The 15,830-nt window shown below is 60.6% G+C and carries 12 protein-coding genes; 11 read left to right on the top strand and 1 reads right to left on the bottom strand.

What is annotated here, in order from left to right; all coding sequences use genetic code 11:
* The first annotated feature begins 133 nt into the window (after positions 1-133).
* The 10 genes from DA915_RS19305 to DA915_RS19260 all read left to right on the top strand — a co-directional run bounded on the left by DA915_RS19305 (position 134) and on the right by DA915_RS19260 (position 8,680).
* Positions 134-1,120, top strand: a complete 987-nt coding sequence (locus tag DA915_RS19305) for an ABC transporter substrate-binding protein (RefSeq protein ID WP_107676972.1) — start codon at positions 134-136, stop codon at positions 1,118-1,120.
* A 5-nt stretch (positions 1,121-1,125) separates the two neighbouring features.
* The gene (locus tag DA915_RS19300) at positions 1,126-1,935 is read left to right on the top strand and encodes an ABC transporter permease (protein ID WP_003504683.1); all 810 of its coding nucleotides are present in this window, start codon (positions 1,126-1,128) and stop codon (positions 1,933-1,935) included.
* The gene (locus DA915_RS19295; RefSeq protein WP_107676971.1) at positions 1,932-2,684 is read left to right on the top strand and encodes an ATP-binding cassette domain-containing protein; all 753 of its coding nucleotides are present in this window, start codon (positions 1,932-1,934) and stop codon (positions 2,682-2,684) included. Before DA915_RS19300 ends, DA915_RS19295 begins: the two co-directional genes overlap by 4 nt.
* On the top strand, positions 2,681-3,868 hold the full coding sequence (locus tag DA915_RS19290) for an NnrS family protein (RefSeq protein WP_107676970.1): 1,188 nt from the start codon (positions 2,681-2,683) through the stop codon (positions 3,866-3,868). The genes DA915_RS19295 and DA915_RS19290 overlap by 4 nt, the downstream gene beginning before the upstream one ends.
* Positions 3,869-4,068: 200 nt before the next feature.
* Entirely contained in the window at positions 4,069-4,254 is a 186-nt protein-coding gene (napE, locus tag DA915_RS19285) for a periplasmic nitrate reductase, NapE protein (RefSeq protein WP_107676969.1), read from the top strand.
* Positions 4,255-4,261: 7 nt separating this feature from the next.
* Positions 4,262-4,762, top strand: a complete 501-nt coding sequence (locus tag DA915_RS19280; protein ID WP_107676968.1) for a ferredoxin-type protein NapF — start codon at positions 4,262-4,264, stop codon at positions 4,760-4,762.
* Positions 4,755-5,042 carry a chaperone NapD gene (locus tag DA915_RS19275; protein WP_060724395.1) on the top strand — a complete coding sequence of 96 codons (288 nt, stop codon included), beginning with the start codon at positions 4,755-4,757 and terminating at the stop codon, positions 5,040-5,042. Before DA915_RS19280 ends, DA915_RS19275 begins: the two co-directional genes overlap by 8 nt.
* Complete coding sequence (gene napA, locus DA915_RS19270; protein ID WP_107676967.1) at positions 5,017-7,521, top strand: periplasmic nitrate reductase subunit alpha; 2,505 nt, start codon at positions 5,017-5,019, stop codon at positions 7,519-7,521. Before DA915_RS19275 ends, napA begins: the two co-directional genes overlap by 26 nt.
* Complete coding sequence (locus DA915_RS19265; RefSeq protein WP_080814697.1) at positions 7,491-7,982, top strand: nitrate reductase cytochrome c-type subunit; 492 nt, start codon at positions 7,491-7,493, stop codon at positions 7,980-7,982. The genes napA and DA915_RS19265 overlap by 31 nt, the downstream gene beginning before the upstream one ends.
* Positions 7,983-7,984: 2 nt before the next feature.
* Positions 7,985-8,680, top strand: a complete 696-nt coding sequence (locus DA915_RS19260; protein WP_272872986.1) for a cytochrome c3 family protein — start codon at positions 7,985-7,987, stop codon at positions 8,678-8,680.
* Between the two features lie 42 nt (positions 8,681-8,722).
* Here the strand turns inward: DA915_RS19260 and DA915_RS19255 are convergent, their stop codons facing one another.
* Positions 8,723-9,583 (bottom strand): LysR substrate-binding domain-containing protein, encoded by an 861-nt coding sequence (locus tag DA915_RS19255; RefSeq protein ID WP_107676965.1) that lies wholly within the window; start codon positions 9,581-9,583, stop codon positions 8,723-8,725.
* Between the two features lie 232 nt (positions 9,584-9,815).
* On the opposite strand from DA915_RS19255, the gene DA915_RS19250 reads away from it, so the two are divergent.
* The gene (locus DA915_RS19250) at positions 9,816-15,767 is read left to right on the top strand and encodes an Ig-like domain-containing protein (protein ID WP_192886609.1); all 5,952 of its coding nucleotides are present in this window, start codon (positions 9,816-9,818) and stop codon (positions 15,765-15,767) included.
* Positions 15,768-15,830: the final 63 nt, after the last annotated feature.

Here is a 15,830-nt window from a genome sequence, read left to right as displayed (position 1 = left end):
TTCCGGCGTTGTTTGATCCTGCGCAAAGAGCACCCGCTTGCAAAATGTCATTTCCGGGTTGGTGACGCTCCGGGCCGCAAGGCCGGTTGTGCGGGCATCGGGGGCGCTTCCGGCGCGAACAAGGATCAGGACCATGGCCCATCATCTCACCCGTCGTCAGGCTCTTTCGGCCCTTTCCGGTTTCACGGTGGCGACGCTTGCCGCACCCCATATTCTGAAAGCCGAGACACCGCTCACCTTTTATGGGCCTCCCGCCGCGCCGTCCGCCGTGCTGGCCCATGCCGTAAAAGGCGGGTTCCTGAAGGACGTTGCGCCTGAGGCCGTCTTCAAGGCCTGGAAAACGCCGGATGAAATGCGCGCGGCCGTTGCCTCCGGCTCCATGGGGGCGGTGGTGATGCCGAGTTATGGCGCCGCCAATCTCCATAATCGCGGCCTCGGCCTCGGGCTGCTCAACGTGCTGACCACGGGTCTGCTCTATATCGTTTCGAAAGACGAGACGCTGAACTCCCTGAAAAGCCTTTCCGGCAAGACGCTCGCTTTGCCGTTCAAGAATGATATGCCCGATTTCGTGCTGCATCGCCTTGTCGCCGAAAACGGCTTGAAGTCCGGCGACATCAAGCTGGAATATGCCGCCTCGCCGCCGGAAGCTGTGCAATTGCTGCTGACGGGCAGGGTGGATGCCGCGTTGCTCAGCGAACCGGCCGCGACCGCTGTGCTGATCAAGGCGAAGTCGTTTTTCATGACCGTTCACCGCACCATCGATATCCAGCAGGAATGGGCGAAGGTGGCCGGCAAGGCTGAAATCCCGCAGGCCGGCCTCGCCTTGACGTCGCAGGTTCAGCAAAAGCTCGGCAAGTCCGGCATAGAGGCTCTACAGGCCGCCATGGAGGCGGCGCTCGCCAGCGCCATGGCCGACCCTAAGACGGCGGCCGATGCCGTCGCCGAAGCTCTGGGCTTTCCGCCTGACATCATCGCTGCCTCCTTCCCGACTAGCCATCTATGTGCGCTGAAGGCGAGTGCTGCGCGTACCGATCTTGAGGCGTTTTACGATGAACTCGCCAAGGCCGACCCCGCGATCATCGGCGGTCGGCGGCCGGATGACGGTTTTTATCTGGTGTAGCAGGCATGAACCGCATTCTCGAAAGTCTTGGCTGGATGGGCCGCTATCTCTGGGCGGGCTGGGCGGGGCTTTCGGGTATTTTCTGCTTTCTCGCCGCCTGGCAGGCCGGGCATGAAATTTATGGCTCCTTCATCCTGCCTTCGCCGGGTGAGACCTTCACGGCTATCGGAGTGCTTGCGGCGAGGCCGGATTTCTTCGCGATCCTGTCGCAGAGCGCCGTCAGGGCTCTGACCGGTTTCACCATTGCGGCGGGCATCGGCACCGTCGCCGGCGTGATGGCGGGTTACTCCTTCGCGGCCATGCGGCTGATGAAGCCTGTTGTCACCGTCCTGCTCGGCGTTCCGCCCATAGGCTGGATCGTGCTGGCGCTGATCTGGTTCGGTTCCTCCGGCGGCACTGCCGTCATGACCGTTGTCATCGCATCGGCTCCCGTTTCCTTTGCCGGTGCATTGGAAGGTGTCGCCAAGCGGGATCGTCAGCTGGAGGTGATGGCGCAGGCCTTCGGTGCTCCATGGTTTTACCGGTTGCGGACCGTCACAATGCCGCATGTGCTTTCCTATCTCTTTCCCGCCTGGACCACGACGGCCGGCAGTGCGTGGAAAGTCACTGTCATGGCCGAGCTTCTGTCGAATTCCGGCGGCATCGGCGGCGAACTGGCCACCGCACGCGCGCTGTTCGATATCGCGCAGGTCAGCGCCTGGCTCACCATCACCGTCGCGCTGGCGCTGCTCACCGATTACGGCCTGCTGCATCTGCTGCGCGAAGCGCTGGAACGCTGGCGCGCCGCCGGGCTGCCATGGGGTGTCAAACGATGAGCGATCATTCCAACCTGCGTTTCGAACATGTCGGCCACGCCTTTTTAGGTCGCAGCCTGTTCGAGAATTTCGACCTGAGCATAGCGCCGGGGGAAACCGTGGCGCTGCTCGGCCCTTCCGGCAGCGGCAAGACGACGATCCTGCAGATCGCGGCTGGTATCATCGATCCCGTTCGCGGCCGCGTGCATCGTCGATATCGCCGGCAGGGTCTGGTCTTTCAGGAACCGCGGCTGCTGCCATGGATGACGCTGATCGACAATATCGCCTACGGCCTTGCGGCCACCGGCATGCCGAAACGGGAACGCCGTGAAAGGGCTGGGTGTTTTGCGCTCGAAGTTGGGCTGGAAGAAGCGGATTTAGGCAAATATCCGGTCGAGCTTTCCGGCGGCATGCGCCAGCGCGCCGGTGTGGCGCGGGCGCTGGCGGTGGAGCCGGACATGCTGTTTCTGGACGAACCTTTCAGCGCCGTGGATGTCGGCCTGCGCCGCCATTTGCAGGAGCTTCTGGTGGATGCCACCCGCAGGCGCGGTTTCTCCACCCTTCTTGTCACCCATGATCTTCATGAAGCGCTGATGGTGGCCGACAGGCTGATCGTGCTTTCAGGCATGGACGGCCGCGTGGTTGCCACTCACAAGCCTTCCGGTTCGCCGGGCGGGCGCATGGCGCGGGCGGTGTTCGACGAAGCGGAACGCCTGGCCGAGAGCCCGGCCTTTGCCGAACTGTTTTCGGCGAGGGAGCGGGTCAGATGAGGCCGCCGCCGATCCTTTCCGAAGCCCTGCGGCTGTTTTTTCCTCTGGCCGCCCTACATGGCGCAGTCTGGCCGTTTTTGTGGGTGGTTATCGGCGGTTACGGCCTGCCTTTCGCCGATGCCCTGCCTGCCTCGCAATGGCACGCCCATGAGATGATTTTTGGCACCTATGGCATGGCGCTTGCGGGTTTCCTCGGTTCGGCGGTGCCGGAATGGACGGATACGAAACCGGCGCAGGGAAGAACGCTGGTCCATCTTGCCTGCCTCTGGCTGCCGGGCCGCATCATCGGTTTCTTGGGGGCTGATGCGTGGAGCCTGCTGGCCGGCTTTTTTGATATGGCTTTTCTGCTGGCGCTCTCTGCCATCATCGGCAGGGCGATGCTGGCGCGGCGTACGGTGAAGCACCTGACATTCCTCATCTGGCTTCTTCTTTTCGCGGCGGCGGAAGCGGGTGTGCGTTATGGCTGGTGGGCCGGCGATCTCGCATTCGCATCCCGCTGTCTGGAGGTGGCGTTGTGCATCTTCACCGTGCTGTTTTCGCTCTCGGCGGCGCGCATCAATGTGGTTGTCATCAATCTGGCGCTCGATCCAAGCGGAGAGACCACGCCTTACCGGCCGCATCCCGGCCGCCAGCACATGGCGGGCGCCATGGTGACGATTTATATGGCGGCGAGGCTCGCCTTTCCGCAAAGCGATGTCTGCGCCTGGCTAGCGCTTGCGGCCGGTGCGGCGTTTTTCGACCGGCTGGCCGAATGGTTCATCGGGCGCGCGGTCTTCAGGACCGAGGTGCTGCTGCTCGGGCTTGGCAACGCCTTTGCCGGCGCGGGTTTTCTGGCGCTCGGGGCGACACGGCTCGGTTTTTCCGTCACGCCCGCCGCAGGGCTGCATCTCCTGTCGGTCGGTGCGCTTGGATGCGCTGTCATGGCGGTTTTCATCATCGCCGGGCTTCGGCACACGGGCCGCAATCTGGCGTCTCTGCCGTGGCAGGCCCATGCGGCGGCGGCCCTGATGGTGGCGGCCGGGCTGATCCGCATCCTGCCTGAGTTCGATTTCGCCGCGATCCTGTCACCCTATCATCATGGCCTCAGTGCAATGTTCTGGGCGGCGAGTTTCGGCATCTGGCTGCAGGGTTTTCTGCCCTTCATGCGCGCGCCGGGAATGGACGATACGGGAGCCTGCGGATGAGAGCGAGATTCCCGCAGCAGGCGCATTCAACCGTTTTACGTCGACTGTTTATTTTTTCAGCAAAAGCACAATGCGAAATCAGTGACTTAGGCGAGCCGTCTTGATGAATGTTAGTTTTGATAAATAATCAATAAAATCAAGTGGTTGAATATTTCCGTCTTTTAGCCGATGATGACTCGAAACGAATAGGAAACGCGAATATGCCTAAAATAGTCGCGCCTCAACACGCAGATGAAAAGCCTGGCCGGACGAGGGAACTTGTGACCTTCGCCGTTCTGGCCTTTGGAATCTGGCCCGTTCTGGCGGTCGGATTTGTTGGGGCTTATGGCTTTATCGTCTGGATGTTCCAGATCATTTACGGCCCTCCGGGGCCGCCCGGTCATTGAGGGCGCCATGATGATGGAAGCCTCTCTCAGCCGGCGCGATTTGCTGCGCGGCGGGCAAAAACATAGACCACGCATCTGTCCCCCCGGGGTCGCGTTGAGCGACCTCACCGCTTGTAGCGGTTGCGCAAAATGTGTCGAAGCCTGTCCCACCGGCATCATTGCCATGGTGGGCGGTTTGCCTTCGGTGGATTTCTCCGTCGGGGAATGCACCTTTTGCGGCAAATGCGCCGAGGCCTGTCCGGAGCCGGTGTTTGCCGCCCCCGCCGCGCAACGCTTCGATCATGTCATGGCGATCGGCGAGGGCTGTCTCGCCTTCGGCAATATTGATTGTCAGGCCTGCCGCGATGCCTGCCCGACCGAGGCCATCCGGTTTCGTCCCCGCCGCGGCGGTCCCTTCGTGCCTGAACTTATCGAACAAGCCTGCACCGGCTGCGGGGCCTGCGTGTCCGTCTGCCCGGCCGGTGTGATCGAGATCAAGGAAGCAGCCACGGAGATGCAATATGCCTGAAAATACAGGGCGGTATCATGTTTCAAGCGCCGTGGTGGCGGTGATGCCGCAGATGCGCGACGCCGTGCTCGCAACGCTTTTAACGCTCGACAATGTCGAGGTTCATGGCGAGGGCAACGGCAAGATCGTCATCGTCATCGATGGCACGAGCACCGGCATGCTGGGCGATACGCTCACTTATATTTCGACACTCGACGGTGTGATTGCCGCCAACATGGTTTTCGAACACGTCGATACAGAGGAGACAAGCGGCGATGAGCAGCGAACTGACGCGGCGTGATCTATTGAAGGCGCATGCCGCCGGCATTGCGGCGGCGACGGCGGGCATTGCGCTGCCGGCCGCGGCCCAGCCGGTGCCGGGCGGCGTTTCCGCCTTGCAGATCAAATGGTCCAAGGCGCCCTGTCGTTTCTGCGGCACGGGCTGCGGCGTCATGGTCGGCGTCAAGGAAGGCAAGGTCGTCGCCACCCATGGCGACATGCAGGCGGAGGTCAATCGCGGCCTCAACTGCATCAAGGGCTATTTCCTGTCCAAGATCATGTATGGCAAGGACCGCCTGCAGACCCCGCTTCTGCGGAAGAAAAACGGCGTTTATGCCAAGGATGGCGAGTTCGAGCCGGTAAGCTGGGACGAGGCATTCGACGTGATGGCCGCGCAGTGCAAGCGGGTGCTGAAGGAAAAGGGACCGACGGCTGTGGGCATGTTCGGTTCCGGCCAGTGGACGATCTTCGAGGGTTATGCCGCGACCAAGCTGATGCGCGCCGGCTTCCGCTCCAACAATCTCGATCCCAATGCCCGCCACTGCATGGCGTCTGCTGCCTATGCCTTCATGCGCACCTTCGGCATGGATGAGCCGATGGGCTGTTACGACGATTTCGAACATGCCGATGCCTTTGTGCTCTGGGGTTCGAACATGGCGGAAATGCACCCCATTTTGTGGACGCGCATCGCCGACCGGCGTCTGGGGTTCGACCATGTGAAGGTGGCGGTGCTTTCGACCTTCACCCATCGCAGCATGGACCTTGCCGATATCCCGATGGTCTTCAAACCTGGCACGGATCTCGTCATCCTCAATTACATCGCCAACCACATCATCAAGACCGGGCGCGTCAACGAAGACTTCGTGAAGAACCACACGAAATTTGTGCGCGGCGTCACCGATATCGGTTACGGCCTGCGGCCGGACAATCCGGTGGAGATGAATGCCGCCAATTCCGCTGATCCGACCAAGACCGAAGCGATCGATTTCGAAACCTTCAAGGAATTCGTCTCCGAATACACGCTGGAAAAGACCGCGGCCATGACCGGCGTTGAAGCCGGTTTTCTGGAGGAGCTGGCCGAGCTTTATGCCGACCCGAAACGCAAGGTCATGTCGCTCTGGACCATGGGTTTCAACCAGCATGTTCGCGGCGTCTGGGCCAACCAGATGGTCTATAACATCCATCTGCTGACGGGCAAGATTTCCGAGCCGGGTAACAGCCCGTTCTCGCTCACCGGCCAGCCCTCGGCCTGCGGCACGGCGCGTGAGGTGGGAACCTTCGCCCACCGCCTGCCGGCCGACATGACGGTGACCAACCCCGAGCACCGCAAACATGCCGAAGAAATCTGGCGCATCCCGCACGGCATCATCCCGGAAAAGCCGGGTTATCACGCCGTGCAGCAGGACCGCATGCTGCATGACGGCAAGCTGAATTTCTACTGGGTGCAGGTCAATAACAACGTACAGGCAGGTCCCAACACCAAGAACGAGACCTATCAGGGCTATCGCAACCCCGAAAACTTCATCGTGGTCTCGGATGCCTATCCGACCATCACGGCCATGAGCGCCGACCTTATTCTGCCCGCCGCCATGTGGGTGGAAAAGGAGGGCGCCTATGGCAATGCCGAGCGGCGCACCCATGTCTGGCACCAGCTGGTCGAGGCCTCGGGTGAGGCGCGTTCCGATCTCTGGCAGCTGGTGGAATTTTCCAAGCGCTTCACCACCGATGAAGTGTGGCCGGCGGAGATACTCGACGCCAATCCCGCCTATCGCGGCAAGACGCTTTATGAGGTTCTCTTCAAGGACAGCGATGTCGGCAAGTTCCCGCTGAGCGAGATCAACGCGGATTACCAGAACCAGGAATCCAAGGATTTCGGTTTCTATCTGCAGAAGGGCCTCTTCGAGGAATATGCCGCCTTCGGGCGCGGCCACGGCCATGATCTTGCGCCTTACGATGCCTATCACGAGGTGCGCGGCATGCGCTGGCCTGTGGTGGACGGCAAGGAAACGCTGTGGCGTTACCGCGAGGGTTACGACCCCTATGTCAAACCCGGCGAGGGCGTGAAATTCTACGGCAACAAGGACGGCAAGGCGGTCATCATCGCCGTGCCCTATGAGCCGCCGGCCGAATCCCCCGACGACGAATTCGATACCTGGCTGGTGACGGGCCGCGTGCTGGAGCACTGGCATTCCGGTTCCATGACCATGCGCGTGCCGGAACTCTACAAAGCTTTCCCCGGCGCCCGCTGTTTCATGAATGCCGATGATGCGCGCAAGCGCGGGCTCAATCAGGGCGCGGAAATCCGCATCGTCTCGCGCCGTGGCGAAATCCGCTCGCGGGTGGAAACACGCGGCCGCAACCGCATGCCGCCCGGCGTCATCTTCGTTCCCTGGTTCGATGCCAGCCAGCTCATCAACAAGGTGACGCTCGACGCAACCGATCCCATCTCCAAGCAGACGGATTTCAAGAAATGCGCAGTCAAGATAGAGCCAGTCGCATGATCAGGAAACACGGATGGATGGTCGCCACGCTTCTGGTGGTCGCGGTGGCGACGGGTGCCGTTGCGCAGATGGTGCCGGAATTGTCCGGCCCGCGCGGCGACGCCATGCGCACCGAGCCCGCCAAACCTCTGCCGAAATGGGTGATCGACGACTTCAGGCGCATGCGCGCCTATCCGGAACAGCCGCCGGTCATCCCGCATTCGATCGATGGCTACCAGCTTTCGGTCAATGCCAACCGCTGTCTGTCCTGTCACAAGCGCGAATTCACGCAGGATTCCGGCGCGCCGATGATCAGCGTGACGCATTACATGACGCGCGAAGGCCAGATGCTGGCGGATGTTTCGCCGCGCCGTTATTTCTGCACCGCCTGCCATGTGCCGCAGGCTGATACGCGGCCGCTCGTGCCCAACACGTTTCAGGACATGAGCGAAATGGGCGTCAAACCGGCGGGTAGCGAATGATGATCGCCCGAGTGAAAAAACTTCTCGCCTGGCTCTGGGCTATTCTGACGACGCCGGCCGGTACGCTCAGCCTTGCCTTCCTGACGCTTGGCGGCTTCGTCGGCGGGGTGATGTTCTGGGGCGCCTTCAACACCGCGCTTGAGATGACCAACAAGGAAGCCTTCTGCATTTCCTGTCATGAGATGCGCGCGAATGTTTATGAGGAACTGACCCGGACGGTGCATTTCTCCAACCGTTCCGGCGTGCGCGCCTCCTGTCCGGATTGCCATGTGCCGCATGAATGGACGGACAAGATCGCCCGCAAGATGCAGGCCTCCAAGGAGGTCTGGGGCAAGATTTTCGGCACCATCGATACGCGCAAGAAGTTCCTCGACAAGCGTCTGGAGCTTGCCCAGCACGAATGGTCGCGCCTGAAGGCCAATGACAGCCTGGAATGCCGCAACTGCCATTCCTCCGCCGCCATGGATTTTACCAAACAGACGCAGCGCGCCGCCGATATCCATTCCAAATATCTGCTGACGGGCAAGGCCACCTGCATCGATTGCCACAAGGGCATCGCCCATGAATTGCCGAATATGGAAGGCATCGACCCCGGCTGGAAAATGCCGCCGGCACTAGACGACCAACCGGGCCCGACGGCCTCTGCTGTGGACGACCTGAGGCGCGCGATGACGGATGTGCATCGGAACGTTTTCTGAATATTGGGGTGGCCGGTTGAGGAAGCCGTGATCGGGCCGCAATCAGGCCCGGCCGGCTGCCTCGATGAAGCTTCGCAGCAAGGGCAGATGTCGCCTTTCGGCAAGGCAGATCGCGTATTCGTCGATGAGTTCGCTGGCATCGAAGAGCGGCACGAAGGAGAGGCGTGCGTCATGACCGAATTCCAGATCGGCCACCACGCCGCATCCCACCCCGTTGGCGATGGCTTCGCGCACGCCTTCGCGTGAGGAGATTTCCACCACCTGCTGAATGGTGATGCCGTGAGCGGAGAGGTTCTTTTCGAAGATTTCACGGGTGCGCGATCCCCGCTCGCGCATGACGAAGGATAAACCCTCAAGCTCTGTCACGGATACACCCTGCCGCTGCGCCAGCGGATGCGCGACCGGCACGCAGAGACCAAGCCGCATGCTGAGAAACTTGATGCCGTAAAGACGTGGATCATCCGGCGCGCGTGCGGTGATGGCGACATCGGCGCGATAGTCGATGATCTGTTCCACCACCCGCGCGGAATTGTCGACCGAAAGGGAGAAGGTCAATTGTGGCCGCTCGGCCTTCAGCCGCGAAAGGATGGGCAGCGGCAGGATGGGGCCGTCTGCAGCGACCCGTAAATGCCCACCTGCGGCACTCGCTTCACCCCGCAGGAAGGCCGTGGCCTCGTTCTCAGCCTGAAACAGGCGGCCCGTGATTTCGAACAAACGCTCGCCCTGTTGGCTGAGGCAAACCCCTCTTGGTTTTCGTTCCAGAAGGTTCACGCCGCTGACGGCTTCCAGGTCCCGCACATGGGCCGAAAGGGTGGATTGGCTGATCGCCATATCCCGCGCGGCCTGGGAAAAACCGCCCGATTGCGCAACGATGTGGAAGGCCTTCAGCTGTGTGATCGACATGGGGTCCTGTTCTGCCGCCGGTGCAATGCGACTATCGGCGATAAAGCTGACAGCGCAATGACGTCTTTGCGAGGAGTTCGTTTACCGCGTTGCGAAACCGATGGCAGGTATCGGAAATCGCTATGGCAGGTTTACGGTTTGTTAAGAAATCGTCATCGGGGCGTTAGTCCCCGTCTTTAATCGTGCCGGCATGGCCACGGGCCAATCCGTTTCACGTAAAGGGTCAAAGAAGATGACGACTTCTCAAAATTCGATCGCCAATCCCATCGAAACTTCTTCCGACTGGCTGCTGACCATTCCGCGCCTGTCGCAACAGCAGGGCATTCTCGTTTCGCCGAACGGCAGCGGCATGGCAACCTCCTACAGCCTCGTCTACGACGTCTATTTCCCGACGGGCGGTTTTGCGGCGAACGGCGCCAAGTGGATACCCTTCCTGCAGACCGACACCAATAACGCCAGCGACAACGATATTTTTGGCAAGACTGTCGGCAACGAACGCTACGGCCTCGGCTGGGGTGGCGATTACCGCGGCACAGCCAAACTGGATGCCTGGAACCGTATCGGTCTGACAATCGAGAAGGCCGCCAACGGTAGCGTTTCGATGAAGAAATATATTAACGGCGAATTCGTCTCCAACCAGGACATATCAGCATACTATGCCGGTCGTTTCGCAATTGACCTTTCCAAGGGCTTCCAGATCTTCGCTGACGATAGCGGACAGACCTCGGCCGGCTACCTCAGCAATCTCCTCTTCATCAAAAGCGTACTGACAAAAGATGAGATGTTTTCGCTCGGTGGTCCCAAGGATACCGGCATCCTGCCAGCGTCGATGAAGGAGGCGGCTCTGGCTGCCGGCGCGGTCGAATTCCAATTCGCCGAAGGTTCCACTGCACCGGCTTTAGGAGAGGGTACCCTCAGCGGCCGGGGGGTGAGCCTTACAACCACGACAGCAACCGAAGCCGGAATTTTGGCTGTCGGTCAGGAAATCGTCGTCGATCCGGCCGCTGCGACCAGGACATCCGCCATCAAGGACATGATGGTGACGCCTGATGCGACGAATGTGACGATCGACCTTTCCCAGCATTTTTCCGGTGAAAATCTCACCTTTACCGTACTGAACAGCAAGAACGAGATCGTTACCGCGGTCGTGACGGATGGAAACAAGCTGACGCTCGATTTCTCGGCTCTCGGTCACTCCGATATCCGCGTGACGGCCACTGATGGCGCCGGCAGGAGTGCGACGGACGACTTCCGCGTGCGCGTTGCCGGCCCGAACGCCTACACCATCGCCGTCTTTCCCGACACCCAGGATTATACGTCCAATGATGGTGTCAAACATATGTTCGGCGAGATGACGCAATGGCTGATCGACAACCGCCAGAGCCATAACATCATCTTCATGAGCCATGTCGGCGACATCACCCAGAACAACCAGAGCGGCGAATGGGACATTGCCGAGGCGGCGTTGCGCAAGCTTGATGGCAAGATCCCCTACGCATTGCTTCCCGGAAACCACGATCAGGCGAGTGGCGGAAGTGCAGCCGACCATTCCTCCAACGAACTGGATCGGCGCTTTTCTGCTGCCAAGCAGGCCATCACCAATGCCGGCGTCTTCGGTGGCGCTTACGACCAGGAACAGGCTGCGGCGCGTAATACCTATAGCACCTTCACTGCGCCTGACGGCACCAAGTGGCTGTCCATCTCGCTCGAATTCGGCCCGCGCGACGACGTGATCCGCTGGGCGGGTGACGTGATCGAGAAGTTCCCCGACCACCGCGTCATGCTCGCGACACATTCGCTGACGAGCTATGCGACGCGCCAGGACAATCTTGCCCTGCCGCTCTATGATGAGGGCGCCGGTTACGACTACGGCATGCGCACCGACCAGCGCGGTGCAAACGACGGCGAATATGTCGCCCGTGCCTTGCTTTCGCGTTATCCGAACATCGTCATGACCTTCTCCGGCCACATCTTCGGCGACGGCGCGGAAACGGATATCACCTACAACCAGTATGGCGAGCCGGTCTTCCAGTTTCTGGTCAACTACCAGAACGGTGTGTCGCGCGAAATTACCGGCAACGGCAATCAGGACAAAGGCGACAATGGCGGCAACGGCGCGATACGCCTGATCACCATCGACCCTGACAACAACCGCATCACCACGGAAACTTACTTCACCGCCTTCGACGATTATCTCGATGGTTACCGCACCAAGCCGACGCTCGATCGTGATGGCCTGACCGGTTATTATCGCGGTCATCAGGAAGTGTTCGAGAATGTCTATGTCGGCGAAGGCAAGGCGCGTGCCTTGGCCGATGCCGGCGACGATATCGTGGCCGATGCAGCAACCGGTGCGTCGAAGGCGAGTGTCAAACTCTCCGCGGCCAGGTCGCTGTTGTCGGGAGACATCCAGAAGTTCGTCTGGACGGACAAGAATGGCGATGTGGTTGCTGAGGGCAAGGAAGCCGCCGCCGATCTTTCGCTTGGCAAGCACAAGCTGACGCTGACTGCAACCGATGCTAACGGTGTCAAGACCATCGATACGGTTGACGTTCTTGTTCGCGGTGACCGCACCCTGCTCATTGAAAACTTCAATGACGGCAAGGCTGACGGCTGGGCCACCGATTTTGGCGCAACTGACGGCAGTACCGGCAATTTCCTGCTCAAGGGAACGGTATTTTCCCGCTCGACCACAACTGAAGGCCTCGACGCCCCGGAGGCGGCGCTTTTCGACCAGAGCGATGCGACCGCCAACAAGCTCGTTTACATCGGCGCTCAATCAGCTGGCTGGAGCAACTATGTCTTCGAAGCGACGCTGACGCAGCTCGATAATGATGCGATTGGCGTCTACTTCTACTACAAGGATGCAAACAACTATTACCGCTTTACCATGGATGGTGAAGCGAACCGTCGTCAGCTGGTCAAGGTTTCGGAAGGCAACGCCGTTGTCCTTGCCTCCGTCAATGAGGGCGTCCAGTACAATATGGAGCTTCCGCTGACTGTCTCGGTCGTCGGCGGCGTCATCAACGTCTTCCTGGGTGACAAGAACGTCTTTGGCGGTCCCGTTGTTGATGCAACGTCACCGCTCTTAGGCGGCACGGTGGGTGTCTATTCCAGCGGCCAGCGCGCCTCGGTTTTCGATGACATCGTTGTCACCCGGGCCGTCACGACAGCGAAGGCCGGCATCGACCAGCGGGTCTATGACCTGGATGGCGACGGCAAGGCATCCGTCACGCTCGATGCATCGTCTTCGTTTGGACCTGAGCAACTGACAGGCTTCGTCTGGACAGACCTTGACGGCAATGTCGTCGCCACCGGCAAAAAGGTCGACGTCGCCCTTGATGCGGGCATCAACAGGTTGATCCTGAAGGTAACCTCCGCCAACGGTTCCGTTTCGACGGACCGCGTCGACGTCACGGTCGTGGACAAGACGAAAATCCTCGTCGCAGAGGATTTCTCCTCCGCCGAAGCGATGGCGCGCTTCAAGATCGTCGACGAGGGTGAATCCGGCGGTATCGGAGCGGATGGAAAAGCGTCCGAATGGTTGATTTCCAACGGCAAGCTGCTTCAGACGACCGAACTTGCGAGCCGTGAACTGACCTGGACCGGCGCAACCAGCTCCGACTACTGGAAGCGCGGCTGGAGCCCGATGGGTGACGGCGTCAACGTGCTGCGCCTTGGCACTTATGCGCTGTTCAACGACCCAGCAGCGCTCGCATGGACGGACTATGCCATCGAGACGACTTTCCAGACACCGGACAAGGACGGTCTTGGTTTCCTGTTCCGCTACAAGGACAGCAAGAACTACTACAAGCTTGAACTCGACGCCGATGGTACTCTGGATCGTAGCCCGGGCAATGGCGCCGGCAGCATCTTCAACCTCGTCCGAATGAGAAATGGCATCGAGGAAATCCTTGCTCAGGTGCCGGGCAAATATGAGCCGGGCCAGGAAACGAAGCTCCGCGTCGAGGTCGTCGGCGACAAGATCACCGCCTTCGTCAACGATGAAGCGCTGTTTGCCTATCCGATCGGCGACCGGGAACTCGACGCCGGTACTTTCGGTCTCTACTCCTGGGGCAATGCGGGTCTGACTTTCGACAATCTGACGGTGGTCGATCTCAAATCGGGTCTCGATGCAGGCACGACCCTCAACGGCACGGAAGCGCGCGACACACTCGTCGGCACCGATGGCGATGAGACGATCTTCGGTTATGGCGGCAATGACCGGTTGATCGGAAATGGCGGCAACGATCGTCTGCGTGGTGACGATGGCAACGACGTGCTGATGGGCGGGGCAGGGCGCGATGCGCTGTCCGGCGGCAACGGTGACGACGTATTGTTTGGCGATGAAGGCAACGATGTCGTCTCCGGCGGTCTCGGTGACGACGTCATCGAAGGCGGCACCGGCAACGATCTGCTGCTCGGTGGCGACGGCTCCGACACCTATGTCTACGGACGCGGCGACGGCTCCGACGACATCATTGAGACTGCGGGTGCCGCGGGCGACAAGGACATTCTCGTTCTGCATGATATCGCCAGAAACGAGGCCGTCCTGCACAAGTTCGGCGAGGCCGTCGAAATCGAATTCACCAACGGTGAAAAAATCTCGCTGCGCAACCAGCTTGCTGGTGGCGGCGTGGAACTGGTGACCTTTGCAGATGGCACACTTCTCAACCGGGATGCTATCGTCAAAGCTCTCGTCAACCGTGGCCCGGTCGCTACCGCCGATACGCTGGCCGCAGTCGATGAAGATGCGGCATCCTTCCTTATCTCCTTCACCACGCTGCTGGCGAATGACAAGGACGCTGATCTCGACCAGCTGACGGTGACCGGGGTCTCTCTGGCAGTCGGTGGAACGGCGGTTCTGGAGGAAAACGGTATCCGCTTTACCACGGCAGCCGATTTCAACGGTGCGGCATCCTTCACCTACAAGGTCGCCGATAGCCGCGGCGGCTCCAGCGAGGCGACGGCAAGCTTCACCGTCAAGCCGGTCAATGACGCACCGGTTGCCGCTTCCATTGCCGTAAAGACCGATGAGGATGTTGTCCTGAAGGGCAAGGTCGTCGCCTCTGATATCGATGGCGACACACTGTCCTACGTCATCAAGGCCGATGCCGGTGCGGCGAAAGGCAATGTCAAGATCGATGCGGCGACCGGCGAATGGGTCTATGCGCCGAACGCGGATGTGAACGGAACCGACAGCTTCACGGTCGTCGTTTCCGATGGCAAGGGCGGCATCGTCCAGAGCGTCGTTACCGTAACGATCGATCCCGTCAACGATGCGCCCGTGGCTGTCGAGGACAGGATCACCGTGTCGGAAAAGGATAACGCCGGTTTCGATCTGGTTGCCAATGACACCGATGTGGAAGGCGATCGCCTGACGCTCGTCAGCGTCGCGGTGGCAGCCGTGGCCGGCCTCGCCTTGACCAACGAACAGGCTGCCGCGGCCTTCTCGGTGGTGGATGGCAAGCTGGTTGTCGATCCTTCTTCGGCCTTTGCGGCTCTGGAGGATGACCAGCAGGCGGTCGTGACGCTCACCTATACGGTTCGCGACGCCAATGGCGGTGAAGCCCTTGGCACCACGACCGTGACGGTGGACGGCTACACCGAATATACGGTTGTCAGCGGTACGGACGGTAACGACGTATTGGTGGCCGGCGACGGCAAGGACATGCTCGAAGGCGGTGACGGCAACGACACGCTTCTCGCCGGTGCCGGCAACGATATGGTGGATGCGGGTGCTGGCAACGACCGTATGGTCGCGGGTGACGGCAATGACATCGTCGAGGGCGGCACCGGTAACGACGTGCTGATGGGCGGCGCCGGCAATGATGTTCTTCACGGCGGTGCTGGCAACGACCAGCTGAACGGCGGTTCCGGTGACGACACGCTGATTGGGGGCGCGGGCAACGATGTGCTGACCGGCGGCAGCGGTGCGGATACCTTCGTCTTCGCGTCCGGCAGCGGCCGGGATGTGGTGACGGACTTCCAGGCCGGGGCTGATGGCAAGGATATCGTCCAGCTCTCGAAGGAGGTCTTTGCCGACTATCAGGCGCTGATCGCCTCCGGTGCCTTCACCGACGGTGCCAACGGTGCCGAGATCGCCTTCAAGGACGGATCGACCATCACCTTCGACGGTGTGAAGACCGAGCAGTTCGTCATCGACGACTTCCGCTTCGCCTGAACCATGAAGGCGCATCCTCCGGGATGCGCCTTTTTTCGTTCGCGGCCCGTTGTCATCGGCGTG

The sequence above is a fragment of the Agrobacterium sp. LAD9 genome, from assembly GCF_003031125.1.
In the GTDB taxonomy this organism is placed as follows: Bacteria; Pseudomonadota; Alphaproteobacteria; order Rhizobiales; family Rhizobiaceae; genus Agrobacterium; species Agrobacterium radiobacter.
Note: the sequence above shows the minus strand (reverse complement) of the source record. Positions and strands in the feature narration are given on the sequence as shown.

Bases quoted from the DNA above. Each gene is read 5' to 3' on its own strand.
- DA915_RS19305 (WP_107676972.1), top strand. From the start codon at position 134: ATGGCCCATCATCTCACCCGTCGTCAGGCTCTTTCGGCCCTTTCCGGT.
- DA915_RS19300 (WP_003504683.1), top strand. From the start codon at position 1,126: ATGAACCGCATTCTCGAAAGTCTTGGCTGGATGGGCCGCTATCTCTGG.
- DA915_RS19295 (WP_107676971.1), top strand. From the start codon at position 1,932: ATGAGCGATCATTCCAACCTGCGTTTCGAACATGTCGGCCACGCCTTT.
- DA915_RS19290 (WP_107676970.1), top strand. From the start codon at position 2,681: ATGAGGCCGCCGCCGATCCTTTCCGAAGCCCTGCGGCTGTTTTTTCCT.
- napE (WP_107676969.1), top strand. From the start codon at position 4,069: ATGCCTAAAATAGTCGCGCCTCAACACGCAGATGAAAAGCCTGGCCGG.
- DA915_RS19280 (WP_107676968.1), top strand. From the start codon at position 4,262: ATGATGATGGAAGCCTCTCTCAGCCGGCGCGATTTGCTGCGCGGCGGG.
- DA915_RS19275 (WP_060724395.1), top strand. From the start codon at position 4,755: ATGCCTGAAAATACAGGGCGGTATCATGTTTCAAGCGCCGTGGTGGCG.
- napA (WP_107676967.1), top strand. From the start codon at position 5,017: ATGAGCAGCGAACTGACGCGGCGTGATCTATTGAAGGCGCATGCCGCC.
- DA915_RS19265 (WP_080814697.1), top strand. From the start codon at position 7,491: ATGCGCAGTCAAGATAGAGCCAGTCGCATGATCAGGAAACACGGATGG.
- DA915_RS19255 (WP_107676965.1), bottom strand. From the start codon at position 9,583: ATGTCGATCACACAGCTGAAGGCCTTCCACATCGTTGCGCAATCGGGC.
- DA915_RS19250 (WP_192886609.1), top strand. From the start codon at position 9,816: ATGACGACTTCTCAAAATTCGATCGCCAATCCCATCGAAACTTCTTCC.